The organism is Microbacterium sp. 1.5R, from assembly GCF_001889265.1.
Taxonomy (GTDB): Bacteria; Actinomycetota; Actinomycetes; order Actinomycetales; family Microbacteriaceae; genus Microbacterium.
Window position 1 is genome coordinate 1491393 of sequence record NZ_CP018151.1, and the last position, 17332, is coordinate 1508724.

16 protein-coding genes are annotated in these 17332 nt (G+C 67.2%); 13 read left to right on the forward strand and 3 right to left on the reverse strand.

Annotated elements, in window-relative coordinates; all coding sequences use genetic code 11:
* Nucleotides 1-53: 53 nt before the first annotated feature.
* From truB to BMW26_RS06960, 6 genes are all read left to right on the forward strand, one after another.
* Nucleotides 54-947, forward strand: coding sequence for a tRNA pseudouridine(55) synthase TruB (truB, locus tag BMW26_RS06935; RefSeq protein ID WP_053095791.1), 894 nt, complete (start codon nt 54-56; stop codon nt 945-947).
* Nucleotides 944-1312, forward strand: a complete 369-nt coding sequence (locus BMW26_RS06940; RefSeq protein ID WP_072591130.1) for a hypothetical protein — start codon at nt 944-946, stop codon at nt 1310-1312. The genes truB and BMW26_RS06940 overlap by 4 nt, the downstream gene beginning before the upstream one ends.
* 53 nt (nt 1313-1365) lie before the next feature.
* Nucleotides 1366-1812: a hypothetical protein gene (locus BMW26_RS06945; RefSeq protein WP_232224541.1), complete on the forward strand. Its 447-nt coding sequence runs from the start codon at nt 1366-1368 to the stop codon at nt 1810-1812.
* Nucleotides 1809-2762: a bifunctional riboflavin kinase/FAD synthetase gene (locus tag BMW26_RS06950; protein ID WP_072591132.1), complete on the forward strand. Its 954-nt coding sequence runs from the start codon at nt 1809-1811 to the stop codon at nt 2760-2762. Before BMW26_RS06945 ends, BMW26_RS06950 begins: the two co-directional genes overlap by 4 nt.
* A 209-nt stretch (nt 2763-2971) precedes the next feature.
* Nucleotides 2972-5116, forward strand: a complete 2145-nt coding sequence (locus BMW26_RS06955) for a DEAD/DEAH box helicase (RefSeq protein WP_053095795.1) — start codon at nt 2972-2974, stop codon at nt 5114-5116.
* 222 nt (nt 5117-5338) lie between these two features.
* Nucleotides 5339-6367, forward strand: coding sequence for an ATP-dependent 6-phosphofructokinase (locus BMW26_RS06960; protein WP_053095796.1), 1029 nt, complete (start codon nt 5339-5341; stop codon nt 6365-6367).
* A 73-nt stretch (nt 6368-6440) separates the two neighbouring features.
* Here BMW26_RS06960 and BMW26_RS06965 read toward each other — a convergent pair whose 3' ends face one another.
* Nucleotides 6441-8540 (reverse strand): S9 family peptidase, encoded by a 2100-nt coding sequence (locus tag BMW26_RS06965; protein WP_072592264.1) that lies wholly within the window; start codon nt 8538-8540, stop codon nt 6441-6443.
* A gap of 159 nt (nt 8541-8699) precedes the next feature.
* Between BMW26_RS06965 and BMW26_RS06970 the strand changes: the two genes are divergently transcribed.
* Both BMW26_RS06970 and BMW26_RS06975 read left to right on the forward strand, forming a co-directional pair.
* Nucleotides 8700-10079 (forward strand): inorganic phosphate transporter, encoded by a 1380-nt coding sequence (locus BMW26_RS06970; RefSeq protein WP_053095797.1) that lies wholly within the window; start codon nt 8700-8702, stop codon nt 10077-10079.
* Entirely contained in the window at nt 10076-10411 is a 336-nt protein-coding gene (locus BMW26_RS06975; protein ID WP_072591133.1) for a peptidase, read from the forward strand. Before BMW26_RS06970 ends, BMW26_RS06975 begins: the two co-directional genes overlap by 4 nt.
* A gap of 25 nt (nt 10412-10436) precedes the next feature.
* Here BMW26_RS06975 and BMW26_RS06980 read toward each other — a convergent pair whose 3' ends face one another.
* Nucleotides 10437-11003 (reverse strand): TetR/AcrR family transcriptional regulator, encoded by a 567-nt coding sequence (locus BMW26_RS06980; protein WP_072591134.1) that lies wholly within the window; start codon nt 11001-11003, stop codon nt 10437-10439.
* A gap of 80 nt (nt 11004-11083) precedes the next feature.
* Between BMW26_RS06980 and BMW26_RS06985 the strand changes: the two genes are divergently transcribed.
* The gene (locus BMW26_RS06985; RefSeq protein ID WP_072591135.1) at nt 11084-11998 is read left to right on the forward strand and encodes a metallophosphoesterase; all 915 of its coding nucleotides are present in this window, start codon (nt 11084-11086) and stop codon (nt 11996-11998) included.
* Nucleotides 11999-12091: 93 nt separating this feature from the next.
* Entirely contained in the window at nt 12092-13552 is a 1461-nt protein-coding gene (locus tag BMW26_RS06990) for an aspartate ammonia-lyase (RefSeq protein WP_053095801.1), read from the forward strand.
* Between the two features lie 72 nt (nt 13553-13624).
* Here the strand turns inward: BMW26_RS06990 and BMW26_RS06995 are convergent, their stop codons facing one another.
* On the reverse strand, nt 13625-14491 hold the full coding sequence (locus tag BMW26_RS06995) for a fumarylacetoacetate hydrolase family protein (protein WP_072591136.1): 867 nt from the start codon (nt 14489-14491) through the stop codon (nt 13625-13627).
* A gap of 88 nt (nt 14492-14579) precedes the next feature.
* Between BMW26_RS06995 and BMW26_RS07000 the strand changes: the two genes are divergently transcribed.
* From BMW26_RS07000 to BMW26_RS07010, 3 genes are all read left to right on the forward strand, one after another.
* Nucleotides 14580-15920: a PrsW family intramembrane metalloprotease gene (locus BMW26_RS07000; RefSeq protein WP_083569320.1), complete on the forward strand. Its 1341-nt coding sequence runs from the start codon at nt 14580-14582 to the stop codon at nt 15918-15920.
* 12 nt (nt 15921-15932) lie between these two features.
* Nucleotides 15933-16595, forward strand: a complete 663-nt coding sequence (locus BMW26_RS07005) for an alpha/beta hydrolase (RefSeq protein WP_232224542.1) — start codon at nt 15933-15935, stop codon at nt 16593-16595.
* 251 nt (nt 16596-16846) lie between these two features.
* Nucleotides 16847-17215, forward strand: coding sequence for an FKBP-type peptidyl-prolyl cis-trans isomerase (locus tag BMW26_RS07010; RefSeq protein ID WP_053095804.1), 369 nt, complete (start codon nt 16847-16849; stop codon nt 17213-17215).
* Nucleotides 17216-17332 lie beyond the last annotated feature (117 nt).

The window sequence follows — 17332 nt, forward strand, 5'->3', positions numbered from 1 at the left end:
GACATGGGTCGCGACGGGCAGAGGGGAGTTCGAGCGCACCGTAGGCTTGAGAGATGGTCTCGCCCGGCATCCTCCTCGTCGACAAACCAGCTGGACTGACCAGCCATGACGTCGTCGCACGCACTCGACGTGCGCTCGGCACGCGCAAGGTCGGGCATGCCGGAACCCTCGACCCCATGGCCACGGGTCTGCTCGTGATCGGCGTCGAGGGCGCGACGCGACTGCTCACTTACATCGTCGGAGCGGACAAGACCTACGAGGCGACGATCCGACTGGGACAGACGACGGGCACGGACGATGCGGACGGCGAGATCCTGACCCGAGCCACGGCGGGGTCCTGGGACTCGGTCACCCCTGATCGGGTCGCGGCGGGGATCGACGCGCTCACCGGCGCGATCTCTCAGGTCCCGAGCTCGGTGTCCGCGATCAAGGTCGACGGACGTCGTGCGTACGACCGAGTGCGGGCCGGCGAAGAGGTCGTGTTGGCCGCTCGTGACGTCACAGTGTCGCGGTTCGAGGTTCTGGCGGAGCGTTCCGGTGACGGGTTCCTGGATCTCGACGTCGTCGTCGACTGCTCCTCCGGCACGTACATCCGTTCCCTCGCTCGTGATCTCGGGGCAGCGCTCGGAGTCGGCGGGCATCTCACGGCTCTTCGGCGCTCGCGAGTCGGCGACTTCGACGTCGCGGATGCCGTGACGGTCGACGGCGTCGTCGAGACAGCGCTGCTGACTCCGGCCGCCGCGGCCGCGCGGGTCCTGGATGTGATGCCGGTGTCGGCAGAGGAAGCGAGAGATCTGCGTCACGGCAAGCGGCTGGTCGGCCAGGCGGATCGGCTGACCGGCTCCCTAGCGGCTGCGATCGACGAGGACGGCGTCCTGGTCGGCGTCGTCGAGAGGCGCGGTGCCGATCTCAAGAGCGCCATGAACATGCCGGAGGCGGCTCGATGATCCTCTGGCTGACGATCGCCCAGGTGGCGGTCGCGACCCTGGCCGGACTGTTCTGCGTGTCACTCGGCCTGGCCGGACGACGTCCGAGCGACTACTCCGTCGGTGCGCTCGCGCTCGTCGAGCTGCTCCTCGTCGTGCAGGTGATCGTCGCCATCGTGGCACCGCTGGTGGGGAACCCGCCGACGGGCGACCTGCTCGAGTACTGGGTCTATCTCGTCTCCGCGGTGCTGCTCCCCATCGGCGCCGTGCTCTGGGCGCTGATGGAGAGGAGCCGTTGGAGCACGGTGATCCTCGGGGTGGCGGCGCTGGCCGTCGCGATCATGATCTGGCGCATGCACGTGATCTGGACCATCCAGATGGCCTGACCGGTCGGCGAGGCATCCGGGGCTTCCCGCCCGGATCTAGAATGGAGGACGCTATGAGCACCACCGTTCCCACCTCCCGCATGACCGGCATCGGTCGTGTCCTCGTGATCGTCTACGCCGTGATGGCGCTGGCGGCGACCGGGCGAAGCTTCGTGCAGATCTTCCGCCAGTTCGGCGAAGCGCCTCTCGCGTATTCGCTCTCGGCACTCGCTGCCGGCGTGTACATCCTGGCGACGTTGGCGCTCGTTCTCGCGAATCGACGCGGCTGGTACGTGGTGGCCTGGGTGGCGATCGTCTTCGAGCTCGCCGGCGTCCTCGTGGTCGGCTCGCTCAGCATCTTCTTCCCCGAGCTTTTTCCGCACGACACGGTCTGGTCGATGTTCGGGCGCGGGTATCTGTTCATCCCGCTCGTGCTGCCGATCTTCGGCATCTGGTGGCTGCGCACGCATAGGCCGGCCCGTGCGGTCGCGTCCGCTCTCCGTGTCGAGGCGAGCGCATGATCGTCTTCCGAGACCCGAGCGAGGTTCCCCCCGGTTTCGGTCCCTCCGCCGTGGCGATCGGCAAGTTCGACGGCGTCCACGCGGGGCACAGAGCGGTGATCGGGCGCCTCAAGGAGATCGCTGCCGAGTCGGGGATCCGCGCCGTGGCCGTCACGTTCGACCGCAATCCGCTCGCCGTGCTGCGGCCCGACCGCTGCCCGGAGAACGTGGTCACGGTCGAGCGGAAGATCGAGCTGCTGAGCGAGCTCGAGCTCGACGCCACGCTGCTTCTGACGTTCGACGAGGAGCTCGCAGCGCGCAGCGCGGAGGACTTCGTCGCCGGCATCCTGACCAGTGCCCTGCACGTGTCCACCGTTCTCGTGGGTGAAGACTTCCGGTTCGGCCGCGGCGGAGCGGGCAACCCCGATCTCCTCCGACAGCTCGGACCGAAATACGGCTTCACCGTAGAGGTCGTCGACGACGTCTTCCTCGACGGCTCCGACCGTCGGGTCTCGTCCACCTGGATCAGGGAACTGCTGATAGCCGGAGATGTCACCGCCGCCGCGCGTGTGCTCGACCGCAACGTCGACGTTCGCGGGGAGGTGGTGCACGGACTCAAGCGCGGACGCGAGCTCGGCTTCCCCACGGCGAACCTCTCGGCGTCCGTCGACTCGTTCGTGCCGGCCGACGGAGTCTACGCAGGCTGGCTCGTCGACCACGAGACCGGCCTCCGCCACCGGGCTGCCATCTCGGTCGGCACCAACCCCACCTTCGACGACGTGCTCGAACGTCAGGTCGAGGCGCACGTGATCGGAGAGACCGATCTCGATCTGTACGGTCACGACGTCACCGTCGAGTTCGTCGAGCGCCTGCGCGGAATGGTCGCGTTCGAGGGGATCGAGAAGCTGAAATCCCAGATGGCCGCTGACGTGACGGATGCCGAGACCGTCCTGTCGCGCGACGACCGCTGAACTCGCCCTGAACTCTGCGTGTCCTGATCTGCGTGGCTCAGGCGGCATGGCATAGAATGGGCCTCGGTGGTCCCTGATCCTCGCGCGTCCTTCGCTCGTCGACGACCGCCGGAAATACTGTTCGTACGGTCCTGGCTCACGCCACACGCGGACACCGAGAACGGTCGATGCATCCTCAGGGTGTTCCGGCCTTCACGCTCAGGAGGAGCATGCCGACCACGGCAACCGCCGCAACACGGCGCAAGAAGACGTCCCGTCGCGACGATGAGGCACCCCTCATCCCGATCCTCGCCCGCAAGGTGCGTGAGATCGAGGCGAAGTCGCAGCGAGGAAAGCTCGGACCCACCAACCGGGTCAAGTTCCAGGTCATCGCCTTCCTGGTGCGTGAAGAGCGCGCCAGGGTCAAGGCGGATGCCGACATCGCCGATGCCGCCCGCGCAGAGCTTCTCAAGCGACTCGACGGCGTCGCCACGATCCTGGCGAAGACGGCGGCGCGCGACACGTCGCTGATCCAGCTTCTCGAAGCCGATCAGGCGACCTCGCCGGTGGCGAAGCGCATGCGACGCGACTGGCTGCTCGAGTCGGGGGCCGAACTGGCTCCGGAAGAGCTGATCATCGCCGACATCGCGCCCGTTCAGGCGCCCGTGGTGTCTGCGGCGATCGCCGAGCGGCAGGTGACCCCGCCCTCTGTCGAGGCGCGTCAGCTGGCGAACCCGTTCCTCGCGCCCGATCTCACCCCGCGCGCCACCACGACTCCGCGTCGACGTCTCGACGGCTGGGAGCTCATGGGCCCGCTCTACAAGGCTTTCGAGACCGGAGCCGGGGGAGGAGCAGCCAGTATGGACCTGCCTCCGGCGCCCGAGTACGACCACCTCTCGCCCAAGGGCCTCGAGGTCATGGTGCATCAGTCCCGCTTCCTCGAAGCGGTGCGAGAGGGGCACAGGAGCTTCCTCCTCGCCGACGAGCCCGGTCTGGGCAAGACGGCGCAGTCGGTGCTCGCGGCGTCCGTGGCCGGGGCCTACCCGCTGCTCGTGGTCGTGCCCAACGTGGTCAAGATGAACTGGGCGCGAGAGGTCGAGCGCTGGACCCCTCAGCGCAGGGCCACGGTGATCCAGGGCGATGGCGATGACATCGACGCCTTCGCGGATGTGTTCATCGTGAACTACGAGATCCTCGATCGCCACATGTCGTGGCTCGCATCCATCGGCCTCCGGGGCATGGTCGTCGACGAGGCCCACTTCATCAAGAATCTCAGCTCCCAGCGGTCGCAGAACGTGCTGTCGCTCGCGAATCGCGTTCGTGAGCGCACCCCCGGCGGCAACCCGCTGATGCTCGCGCTCACGGGAACCCCACTGATCAACGACGTCGAGGACTTCGACGCGATCTGGCGCTTCCTCGGGTGGACGACGGGTGAGAAGCCCGGGCCGGAGTTGATGGAGAAGCTCGACGCGACCGGCTTCACCCCCGCAGACAAGGCGTTCTACCCCGAGGCTCGCGAAGCCGTGATCTCGATGGGTATCGTGCGGCGCAAGAAGAAGGACGTCGCCGCCGACCTTCCCGACAAGCTCATCGCCGACCTTCCCGTGCAGCTGGACGACGAGTTCGGCCGCGGCATCCGTCAGGCCGAGCGAGAGTTGGGCGAGCGGCTCGCCGCCCGCTACCGGCGGATCATCGAGGCGCGAGGGGATCGCGGACTGGCACCCGGCGAGATCGACGACGACATCGTGCGTCTGGTCGCCCAGAACGAGCTCGAGGAGTCGAAGGCCGCTGGCACCGGGGGAGACAACGTCTTCACGATGGTGCGGCGCATCGGACAGGCGAAGGCGCACCTCGCAGCCGACTACGCGGCCCAGCTGCAGCGATCGGTGGGCAAGGTCGTGTTCTTCGCGAAGCACATCGACGTGATGGACCAGGCGGAGGCGCACTTCGCGTCGGCCGGCATCCGTTCGGTCTCGATCCGCGGCGACCAGACCTCGACCGTGCGGCAGCAGTCGATCGACGACTTCAACAGCGACCCCGAGGTCGGCATCGCGGTGTGTTCGCTGACCGCTGCCGGTGTCGGCCTGAACCTGCAGGCCGCATCCAACGTGGTCCTGGCGGAACTGTCCTGGACGGCCGCGGAGCAGACTCAGGCGATCGACCGCGTGCACCGTATCGGTCAGGACGAGCCGGTGACGGCGTGGCGGATCATCGCCGCACACACGATCGACGCCAAGATCGCGGAGCTCATCGATCAGAAGCAGGGCCTCGCGGCCCGTGCCCTGGACGGCGAGGCCCTCGACGAGGCGGCGGCCGAGCCTGTGCAGCTGGGTGCTCTCATGCATCTTCTGCGGGAGACGCTCGGCGTCGTCTGAGCCTTCTCGAGTCGACAGAGATCGGCGTTAAGAACTCTGTTTCTTGGCGCCGATTTCTCATGTCGGCCGGACGTATCGCGCATTTCTGGCGAATCGTCGCGCAACGGCGGCAAGATCCTCGGTTTTCATCGTCTCGAATGGCGCCCGGTCCGCCCGGAGCGCTAGTGTCGATCGCAGGCAACGTCGCCTGTTCCCCCTTCCCTGAACCCGTCTGAGGCAAGCATGAAGATCGGCATTCTGACGAGCGGCGGCGACTGCCCCGGACTCAACGCGGTCATCCGCGGCATCGTGCTCAAGGGCACCACCACCTACGACCTCGAGTTCGTCGGCATCCGCGACGGCTGGCGCGGCGTGGTCGACGGGGACTTCTTCCCGCTCACCAGACACGAGGTGAAGGGCCTGTCGAAGGTCGGCGGCACGATCCTGGGCACCAGTCGCACGAACCCCTACGAGGGTGAGCGCGGCGGCGCCGAGAACATCGCCAAGACGCTGTACGGACACAAGATCGACGGCATCATCGCGATCGGCGGCGAGGGGACCCTCGCAGCAGCCGACCGCCTCGCCAAGGACGGCATCAACGTCATCGGCGTGCCGAAGACGATCGACAACGACCTGCGCGCCACGGACTACTCGTTCGGGTTCGACACGGCGGTCAACATCGCCACGGACGCGATGGATCGTCTGCGCACCACGGGCGACTCCCACCAGCGCTGCATGGTCGCCGAGGTCATGGGGCGCCACGTCGGTTGGATCGCCCTTCACGCGGGCATGGCAGCGGGCGCTCACGCCATCTGCATCCCCGAAGTGCCCATGTCGATCGACGACATCACCGAGCTCGTCTCGAGCGCGCACGATCGCGGTCGCGCACCGCTCGTCGTCGTCTCCGAGGGGTTCAAGCTGCTCGGTATGGATGAGGCCTACAGCGACAAGGGCCTGGACGCATTCAACCGTCCTCGACTCGGCGGCATCGGCGACCAGCTCGCTCCGGCGATCGAGCGCATCACGGGCATCGAGACCCGCGCGACGATCCTCGGCCACATCCAGCGCGGCGGATCGCCGTCAGCCTTCGACCGCGTGCTCGCGACGCGCCTCGGACTCCACGCGGCCGACGCGATCATCGACAAGGCATGGGGTCAGATGGTCGCGATGCAGGGCACGGACATCGTGCGCGTGCCGTTCGCCGAGGCTCTGGGCGAGCTGAACACCGTTCCGCGCAGCCGCTACGACGAGGCAGCAGCGCTCTTCGGCTGAGTCTCGATCGCGTGCACCACAGAGAACGGGCCGATCCCTGCGGATCGGCCCGTTCTCTGTGTTCTTCGAGAGCTCAGCGCGATGCGAGGCCGACCGTGTCGAGGATCCAGGCGAGCTCGAACGCCCGCTCCTTCCACGAGTTGTAGCGTCCGCTGACACCGCCGTGACCGGCGACCATCTCGCACTTGAGCAGGGCGTCGGTCGCACCGGCGACGCGCAGGGCAGCGATCCACTTCGCAGGCTCGACGTAGAGGACGCGTGTGTCATTGAGCGAGGTCACGGCCAGGATGCGCGGGTAGCGCACGCCGTCGCGGACGTTCTCGTACGGCGAGTACGACTTCATGTACTCGTACACCTCGGCTCCGTGCAGCGGGTCGCCCCATTCATCCCACTCGATCACCGTCAGGGGGAGGGAGGGGTCGAGGATCGTGGTGAGCGCGTCGACGAACGGCACTGCCGCGAGCACGCCGGCGAACAGCTCGGGAGCGAGGTTCGTCACCGCGCCCATGAGGAGTCCTCCCGCGCTTCCTCCCTCGGCGACCAGGCGCTCGGGCGACGTGACTCCCTGCTCCACGAGGTGCTCGGCGCACGCGACGAAGTCGGTGAAGGTGTTGCGCTTGTTCAGCAGCTTGCCGTCCTCGTACCACTGCCGACCCATCTCGCCACCGCCGCGGACATGAGCGACGGCGAAGACGATGCCGCGGTCGAGTTCCGAGAGCCGCGCGACCGAGAAGCCGGGGTCGATCGAGTGCTCGTACGAGCCATAGCCGTAGAGATGCACGGGGCGCGGGTCGACGCCAGGCTCTCCGAACGATCGCTTCCACACGAGGGAGATCGGCACGCGGGTACCGTCCGACGCCGTGGCCCAGTCGCGCTTCTGGCCGTACTCCCGGGGGTCATACCCGCCGAGGACGGCGACCTGCTTGCGCAGATGCAGCTCGCGGGTGGCGAGATCCATCTCGTAAACGGTTCCCGGAGTCACGAACGACGTGTAGCCGAGCCGGAGGAACGGCGAGTGCCATTCCGGATTGCCGCTGACGCCTGCCGAGTACAGGGGCTCGTCGAAGGCGATGTCGTCGACCGAGTCCGTCGTGTAGTCCAAGATGCCGACTCGTTCCAGGCCTTCACGGCGGTACTCCACCGTCGCGAAGTCGCGGAACGCGTCCATCCCGAGCAGTCGACGACCCGGCTCGTGCGCGAGGACGATGCGGCGCTCACCCTGTGGGTCGGAGGCGGGCACGGAGACGAGCTCGAAGTCCAGGGCCTCATCGTTGTGCAGGATGTAGAGGCGGTCTTCGCCGTCCACCACGGCGTGCTCGAGCGAGTACTCGACGCCTTCGCGGCGCGGCCAGACGATCCGAGGAGCTGCGGTGAGGTCTCCGGCGAGATCGACGAGGTACTCCTCGCTGGTGATGCTCGATCCGACGGCGATCACCAGGTACTTGCGGCTGCGGGTGATGCCGGCGCCGAGCCAGTACTTCTCATCGGGCTCGTGGAAGAGCTTCACGTCGTCCGAGACGGGAGTGCCGAGACGATGCAGCCAGAGAGTGTCGGGCCGCCATGCCTCGTCGCGTGTCGTGTAGAGGATCCCGGTGCCATCCGGTGTGAAGAACGCGCCACCCGTGTCGGGGATCTCGTCGGGGAGCGTCTCGCCGGTCACGAGGTCGCGCACGTGCACCGTGTAGAGCTCGTCGCCCTCGAAGTCCGTCGCCCAGAGCAGCTTCGTCGCGTCGTCCGAGGTGTCGAACGCTCCGAGGGAGAAGAACTCGTGCCCCTCGGCCTCGACGTTGCCGTCGAGCAGCACGATCTCGCCCGGCACCGCCACGCCCGGCTCCAGCACCGGGGGAGTCCAGTCGTCCTCGGCCGCGGCAGTACGGCAGTGGATGCCGTACTGCGCGCCCTCTTCGGTGCGGCTGTAGTACCACCAGGCCCCGCGCCGCGTGGGCACGGACAGATCCGTCTCCTGCACACGGCCCTTGATCTCCTGGAACAGAGTCTCGCGGAGGTCGGTCAGATGGGAGAGCTCGGCTTCAGTGTGGGCGTTCTCGGCTTCGAGGTGTGCGATGACCTCGCCGGATTCCTTCTCCCGAAGCCATTCGTATGGATCATCGAAGGTGTCACCGTGGTGCGTGCGAAGGGTCGAGCGGCGGTCTGCGATCGGGGCATCAGTCACGCCTCCCACGCTATCCCAGGTCAAGTTGACCGGCACCCGGGAGGGTGGGAGGATCTACCGGGGCCGGTTAACGGAAGTAAAACCCACGGTGAACTCTTCGTTCGTCACGTCGATCCCGTCGACACCTCTCCTTTCTTCCTCAACGACCGAAAGCGAACGGTGGAAACCGCAGCCCTCATCGTCGTGCTGGTTATCCTGCTGGCACTCTTCTTCGACTTCACCAACGGGTTTCACGACACCGCCAACGCGATGGCCACGCCCATCGCGACAGGCGCGCTGAAGCCCAAGACCGCTGTCCTTCTCGCAGCAGTCCTCAACCTCGTCGGAGCATTCCTGTCGACGGAGGTCTCCAAGACCGTGTCGCACGGGATCATCCGCGAGGACACGATCCAAGGCGACGTGTTCCTGCCGATGATCTTCGCCGGTCTCATCGGCGCGATCACCTGGAACATGCTGACCTGGCTGCTGGGTCTGCCCTCGAGCTCGTCCCACGCGCTGTTCGGCGGCCTCATCGGAGCCACCCTGGTCGGCGTCGGAGTCAACGGCATCGACTTCGGGATGGTGCTCTCGAAGATCATCCTCCCGGCGCTCATCGCCCCGCTGACGGCCGGCATCATCGCCTTCGCGGCGACCAAGCTCGCGTACTCGATCACGCGACGCTACGACGGCAAGCCCGACGGGCGCGACGGCTTCCGCTGGGGACAGATCTTCACGTCGTCACTGGTCGCACTCGCGCACGGCACGAACGACGCTCAGAAGACGATGGGCGTGATCACCCTCGCGCTGATCACTGTCGGGTGGCAGAGCAGCGAGCAGGCCGATCCGTACCTCTGGGTCATCATCGCCTGTGCGGTGACGATCGCCCTCGGCACCTATCTCGGCGGGTGGCGCATCATCCGCACGCTGGGCAAGGGGCTGACCGAGGTCAAGCCCGCGCAGGGCTTCTCGGCCGAGAGTTCGACGGCAGCGACGATCCTCGCCTCCAGCGCTTTCGGCTTCGCGCTCTCGACGACGCAGGTCGCTTCGGGCTCGGTCATCGGCTCCGGCCTCGGCCGCCGCGGCTCGACGGTCCGCTGGCGGACCGCCGGTCGAATCGCCATCGGCTGGCTCCTCACACTTCCGGCTGCAGGTGCAGTCGGTGCCCTCGCGGCCCTGCTCATCACCTGGCTCGGCCTCTGGGGCATCGCGATCGACGCGGTCCTTGCGCTGGCCGTGATCATCGGCCTGTTCCTTCGCTCCCGCAAGGATGCAGTGACCTCCGCGAACGCCATGAGCGATGTGGCCGAGTCGGGGCTCGCGATCGAGCACCCCGACACGCCCCCGCCCACGCGTCGACAGCAGCGGATCATCGAGGCCAAGGCCGAGGCCAAGGCTCGTGCGGAGGCGCGCGAGAAGGTCAAGGCTCAGGCCAAGGCGGACGCCAAGGCGAAGGCAGCGGCCAAGGCCGCGAAGAAGGCCCCGAAGACGGGAGCCTCGACGCGGGTCGACGGCCCCGGGGTCGACAGTCCCGAGACGGCGAAGAGCGAGGAGTCGAAGTGAGTGTCGGCATCGACTGGGGCGCATTCGTCCAGGTGTTCCTTGCGGCTCTGATCGGAGCCTGCGCGGTCGTGACGTTCTATGCGTTCGGTCTTCGGCTCCTTGTTCGCAGCGGACACGCGCCGGTCGTGAGCCCGGCGGAGTTCACCGACGCCATCACCGTGATCTCCGAGAAGGAGCTCAAGCGGGCTGCCAAGCAGGCGGCCAAGGCGGCGAAGAAGAGTCCGCTCACCGAGGGGCAGCGACGGATCGCGCTGTTCGGCGCGTACGGATGCTTCGCGCTCTGCGCGGCTGCCGTCATGGCAGGCATCCTGATCATCGTCGTCGGGCACTGACCGAGGAGTCCTGCCCAGGAGGGCGTCAGCGGAGGAGACCCGCGACGAGGTCGTCGATGATCTCGTCGGTGGTGGTGTCCGGATCGATCGGGGTCGTGAGCCGATCGAGCAGCAGGCCGTCGATCGCATAGTGGAAGAGCGCGATCTCTCGGCGACCGCCCGGAAGACCCGCTCCCGCGTTGAAAGCGACGTCCGCGTCGAACCCCGCTCGCTGCCACGCGCCGAGAAGGGCGCCGACATCGGGGCGGCGGCTGCTCTCGAGCCGCAGCTCGAACAGTGCGAGTGTGACGTCGCGGTCATCGGTGAGGCGACGCACGATGTCGCGGATGTACTCGGCGAAGAGCTCCCTGCTCGGCTCCTCCGATGACCGCCGTGCGAGGTCGTCGTCGCTGGGGGCGAGACGCTCGCCGATCCGATCGACGAGGCCCGCGATGAGCGCCTCTCGGCTGCGGAAGTAGTTCGAGGTGGTGCCCACCGGCACGCCCGCGACGATGTCCACGGCTCGGTGGGTGAGACCGCGAGAGCCATCGGTCGCCAGAACGGTCAGCCCTGCATCCGCGATGATCCGTCGCCGTGTCTCGTTCTTCGCCATCCGAGCACTGTATCGCGACTACTACAGCTGCCGTGGAGTCGTCGCCCGTCCGGTGTCGCGCCGCGGCCTAGGCTGAGACCATGTCAGCGCCTTCCGACAGCGGCTTCGTCTTCGGTCGCCATGATCCAGCCTCGCACGTCGTCATCCATGTGAGCGACCCGCACTTCCTCGCGGGTGGAGCGCGGCTCGGCGGACGATACGACGTCGAGTCGAACTTCGCTCGCACCCTTGAGGCGATCAGGGCCGTGCACCCGCACCCGTCGGCGATCGTCATCACCGGCGACCTGGCCGACCTGGGGGAGCCGGATGCGTATCGCCGTCTCCGCCGCGCCGTCGAGCCGGTGGCGCAGGAGCTGGGGACGACCGTCGTCTGGGTTGCCGGCAACCACGACGAGCGGCCGGCGCTGCGCGAGGGGCTGCTCGACCTGCCCGCGACGGAGGAGCCCGTGACGGGCGCATGGGACCTCGACGGTCTGCGCCTGATCGCGCTCGACACGAGTGTGCCCGGATGGCATCACGGCGACCTGGACCCCGGCCAGCTCTCCTGGCTGGCGGAGATCCTGAAGCAACCGGCGCCGCACGGCACGCTGCTCGCGATGCACCACCCGCCGCTCCCGAGCCACCTTCCGCTCTTCGACATACTCGAGCTGCGGCACCAGGACGAACTCGCGGAGGTCATTCGTGACACGGACGTGCGCGGTATCCTCGCCGGCCACCTGCATTACTCGTCGCACGGCACCTTCGCGGGCGTGCCTGTCAGCGTGTCCTCGGCGACCTGCTACACGATGAATGTCGCTCGTCCGGCCGCCGATGTGAACGGCATGGATGCGGCGCAGGCGTTCCAGATCGTGCATGTACGACCCGAGACGATCACCCACACCGTGGTGCCCGTGACCGACGCGCCGACCGGCGATCACTTCTCGATGGCGTGGCTGGAGAGAATGGCCCGTCTCAGCCCGGCAGAGCGTCTCGAGGCTTTCTCTCGCAAACGCTGACCCGCCGTCGTATCCCTGGCCGTGCATGCACGCAGGCGTAGACTGGATGCATCCCCCGCACCACACACTCGCCACTACCCACAAGGATGTGACATGGCTTCTGCCGCGCCTGCCCCCACCCGCACCGAGACCGATTCGCTCGGGAGCATGGAGATTCCCGCCGACGCGTACTGGGGGATCCACACCGCCCGCGCCGACGCGAACTTCCCGATCACCAAGCGTCCGATCTCGGTCTATCCGGACCTCGTCGTCGCACTCGCGATGGTCAAGCAGGCCAGCGCCAGAGCGAACCGCGAGATCGGCGTCCTCGACCCCGAGCGTGCGGACCTGATCGATCGGGCCGCCCAGCGTGTCATCGACGGAGAGTTCCACGATCAGTTCACCGTCGGTGTGATCCAGGGCGGTGCCGGCACGTCGACGAACATGAACGCCAACGAGGTCATCACCAACATCGCCCTCGAGCTCGCCGGACGCGAGAAGGGCGACTACGCGTTCCTCTCGCCGATCGATCACACGAACCGCAGTCAGTCGACCAACGACGTCTACCCGACGGCGGTCAAGATCGGTCTCTCTCTGACACTCCGCTCGCTGCTCGAAGAGCTCGATCTGCTGCGCATCTCGTTCCTGCACAAGTCGCACGAGTTCCACGATGTGCTCAAGGTCGGACGCACGCAGCTGCAGGACGCCGTGCCCATGACTCTGGGTCAGGAGTTCCACGGCTTCGCTTCGACCCTCGGCTACGATCACACGCGCCTCACCGAGAACGCCTCGCTGATGTTCGAGATCAATATGGGTGCGACCGCCATCGGCACCGGCATCACCACGCACGTCGACTACGCACCCGCTGTGCTGAAGCATCTGCGCGAGATCACCGGACTCGACCTGGTGACGGCCGGCGACCTCGTCGAGGCGACCAGCGACACCGGCTCGTTCATGTCGTTCTCGTCGACCCTGAAGCGCAATGCCATGAAGCTGTCGAAGATCTGCAACGACCTGCGACTGCTGTCGTCGGGTCCGCAGGCGGGCTTCGGCGAGATCAACCTGCCGGCGATGCAGGCCGGTTCCAGCATCATGCCGGGCAAGGTGAACCCGGTGATCCCGGAGGTCGTCAACCAGGTGGCGTTCGCGGTCGCCGGCGCGGACATGACGGTGACGATGGCGGCCGAGGCCGGGCAGCTCCAGCTCAACGCATTCGAGCCCGTGATCGCCCACTCGATCTTCCAGTCCATCACCTGGATGCGTCAGGCGATGTGGACGCTGCGCGTCAACTGCGTCGACGGCATCACGGCGAACCGAGACCGCCTCGGCGCCATGGTCGGCGCTTCGGTCGGCGTCATCACAGCACTCACGCCGTTCATCGGATACGCCGCCGCGGCCGCGCTGGCCAAGACCGCGCTGCTGACGAACAGGAACGTCGCCGACCTGGTCGTCGAAGCCGGACTGATGTCTCGCGAAGAGGTCATCAAGCAGTTGTCGCCCGCGCGCCTGTCGGGACTCGAGGCCATCACGGCCGCGATCCCGGTGATCGGGTCCGAGGACCTCATCGAGATCTGACTCCGAGCACACGGAAGGGCCCCGGCGACATCCCGCCGGGGCCCTTCCGTGTGTCACAGAGCGAGCGGGGGATCAGTCCAGCACGCGACAGTGGGTGGTGAGCTCGCCGATGCCGTCGATGCCGACCGTCACCGTCGAACGATCCCGGAGGAAGATCTGGGGGTCTCGAGAGTATCCGGCACCGCCGGGGCTCCCGGTGGAGATCAGAGTGCCGGGAAGCAGCGTCAGGGACTGCGAGAGATGCGCGATGAGCTTCGCGACCGACCGCACCATCTGATCCGTGCTCGCGTCCTGGACGGTCTGGCCGTCCACGATCGCCCAGATGTGCAGGTCCTGCGGGTCGGCGACCTCGTCGGCCGTGACGGTGAAGGGACCGGTCGGGGTGAAGCCGTCGAACGACTTGCACCGTGACCACTGCGCTTCAGAGAACTGGACGTTCCGCGCCGTGATGTCGTTCACGACGGTGTAGCCCCAGACGTGCGAGAGCGCGTCGGCCTCTGCGACATCCTTCGCCGGGGTGCCGATCAGCACACCGAGCTCCGCCTCGTAGTCCACAGCCTCGCTCAGCGAACGCGGCCACGATGTCGTCTGCTCGTGGCCTGTCAGCGAGTTCGGCCACAGGGTGAACACGGTCGGAGCGGCGTCGGTCTTCAGACCGAGCTCGCTCGAGTGAGCCGCGTAGTTGAGGCCGACCGCGAGGACCGCCGGGGGAGCGATGACCGCTGAGGCGAAGCTCCACCCGTCGAGCGGGTGCCGCGGGGCATCGCCGTCGAGGGCCGAGCGAAGAGCGGTGAGCGTCTGCTCGCCCCCTTCGATCAGCTGCTGAAGCGTCGCAGGGGGGTCGGGAAGGAGATCGGAGACGAGGATGGCATCGGCACCCTCCACCACTGCGAGATGCGCAGCGGGAGAGTCGGCACGACGCAGATGAGCGAACCGCATGCTCCTACGCTATCCGCTGCTCGGCTCGATTGCCTGGAGGAAGTCGCCAGACCCGGGCGAAGTTGGTTGTTCGCCATATGCTTTGGCTATGAGTTCCGGAGGACCGTCCCAGCCATCGCCGTACACGCCGCCGCCCGCGCAGCAACAGCCGCCGACGTATCCCCAGCAGCCGCCGACGTATCCCCAGCAGTATGCTGCGCAGCCCCCGCAGTATTCGGCGCAGCAGTACGCGCAGTCGAACTACGCCCCGCCGCAGTTCTCCCAGCGTCCTCAGTACGCCTCGGTCCTCGCTCAGCCGACCCCGTATTCGCCTCCCGCTCCGGCCGCACCCTCGCCTGCCCCCGGTCTTCCTGCCCTGCCGGCGGCACGCCGAGGCGGACGCGTCGCGCTGTTCGCGCTGTTCGGCTTCCTCGGTCTGCTGATGCTCGGGCTCATCGCCTACTTCGGTCTGTTCCTGGGTCCGCTCGCATCGATCATCGGCCTCGTCCTCGCGCTCGTCCCGCTCGCCATCGTCTTCTTCGTCGTCCGTATGATCGACCGGTGGGAACCCGAGCCCAAGTCGCTGGTGTTCTTCGCGATCGCCTGGGGTGCGATCGCCGCCGTGGGACTCACGCTCCTCGTCGACCTCGGGCTGACCGCGCTCCTGGGGTTCCGGGGAGAAGTGGCGGGCGCCGTCATCCAGGCGCCGATCGTCGAGGAGTTCTGGAAGGGTTTCGGAGTCTTCCTGATCTTCCTCATCGCGCGTCGCTCGTTCGACGGACCGGTCGACGGGGTCGTCTACGGGGCGCTGGTCGGTGCCGGCTTCGCGTTCACCGAGAACATCCAGTACTTCGCGATCAGCCTCATCGAGGGCGGCGGCGAGCAGCTGACGGTGACCTTCATCCTCCGGGCGATCATGTCGCCCTTCGCCCACGCGATGTTCACATCGCTGACGGGTCTCGCCATCGGCCTGGCCGCTCGACGGCATGCGTCGACAGGGGCCGCACTCGGGTTCGGTCTGCTCGGGATGCTGGGGGCGATGGTGCTCCACGGCCTGTGGAACGGATCGTCCTTCGCGAACTTCTTCCTCCTCTACTTCGTCCTCCAGGTGCCGCTGTTCGTAGGGTTCATCGTGGGGATCATCGCGTTGAGGCGCGAGGAGTCTCGCCTCACGAAGGCCCGTCTGGGCGATTACGCGGCCGCCGGGTGGTTCACCCCCGAGGAGGTCACGATGCTCGCGACTCCCGCCGGGCGCAAGACCGGCCTGGCATGGGCGTCGCAGCTTCGGGGCGATCGGCGTCCGCTGATGCGCGAGTTCATCAAGGACGCCACCATGCTGGCATCCGTCCGTCAGCGCGCGATAACGGGGCGCGACCCTATGGCACCGGCGGACGAGCAGGCGCTGCTCGCCCGAACCCGCGCCACTCGGGCTGCTCTGCTGGCCTACTGAGACCCGCTGATCATGGCCCTCTTCATCCTCGTGCACGGAGCAGGAGACACGGGGTGGTCATGGCATCGGCTCGCCGCCGTCCTGCGGGAGCGCGGACATGAGGTGATCGCACCCGACCTGCCGGGCGATGACGAGTCACTCACTCTCACCGATTACGCGGATGCCGTCGTGGCCGCGGCAGACGCGAGACGGGGCGGTGTCGTGGTCGGCCATTCGTTCGGGGGATTCACCGCAGCGATCGTCGCTGAGAGATTGGCGGCGGACGTGCTCGTGATGCTGGCGGCGATGATTCCCGACCCCGGGGAGCGTCCGGACGAGTGGTGGTCCAACACCGGATTCGAGGATGCCGTGGCGGCGCAGGCAGCCCGCGACGGAGGCCTCACCGGCAACGATGATCCGCACATCGGCTTCTATCACGACGTGCCGCGAGCGCTCGCCGACGAGGCGATCGGTCGGGAGAGAGCACATCCGTCGGTCGCATCAATGGCCGTCCCGTGGCCGCTCACGGCCTGGCCCTCTGTTCCCACTCGGTTCGTCGTCTGCACGGAGGACAGATTCTTCCCGCCCGCATTCCTTCGCGACCTCGCCCGGAAGCGCCTGGCATCGTCGCCGACGAGATCGAGGGGAGTCACTGTGTCGCCCTCAGCCGGCCCGAAGAGCTCGCATCGATGCTGATCGCCTACGCGCAGGAGCAGCAAGCGTCATGATGCTCGAGCCGTCAAGCAGGTTCCATACCAAGACTCAGCGCCCGGTGCTGCGGCGATGCCTGCATGTCTACCGGGCGCTGAGTTGATCTGTAAACAGGGTGCACCCGGTGTGCGCGGGTGTCAAGGGCTTAGGGGCAGTCGACGGGCGGCATCGCCGTTTCGCCCTCAGCGGAGCGATCGCGTTGACCCGCGCCGGGCGACTCGGGTTTGATGGAGGACATGACTGATCGCACAAAGCCTGAGTTCGACGCCCCCACCGGACCCGCCCCCGCGGAGCTCGTGATCCGCGACATCATCGAGGGAGACGGAGCCGAGGCCAAGCCCGGCGACACGGTCACCGTGCACTACGCCGGTGTCGAGTTCGAATCGGGCGAGGAGTTCGACTCGTCGTGGGGTCGCGGCGAGACCATCCAGTTCCCGCTTCGCGGCCTGATCCAGGGGTGGCAGGACGGCATCCCGGGCATGAAGGAAGGCGGACGGCGCGAGCTCGTCATCCCGCCGCACCTCGCATACGGCCCGGTCGGAGGAGGCCACTTCCTCTCGGGCAAGACCCTCATCTTCATCATCGATCTCGTCGCCGTCGGCTGACCCGATCGACGCCGGAAGGCGCCGGGCCCACTGCGGGCTCGGCGCCTTTTCGTCGCCCGAGGAAATATCCGCATTCAGGGGAATACATGCATGTGCATGTAAGTTGTTACGCGTGAC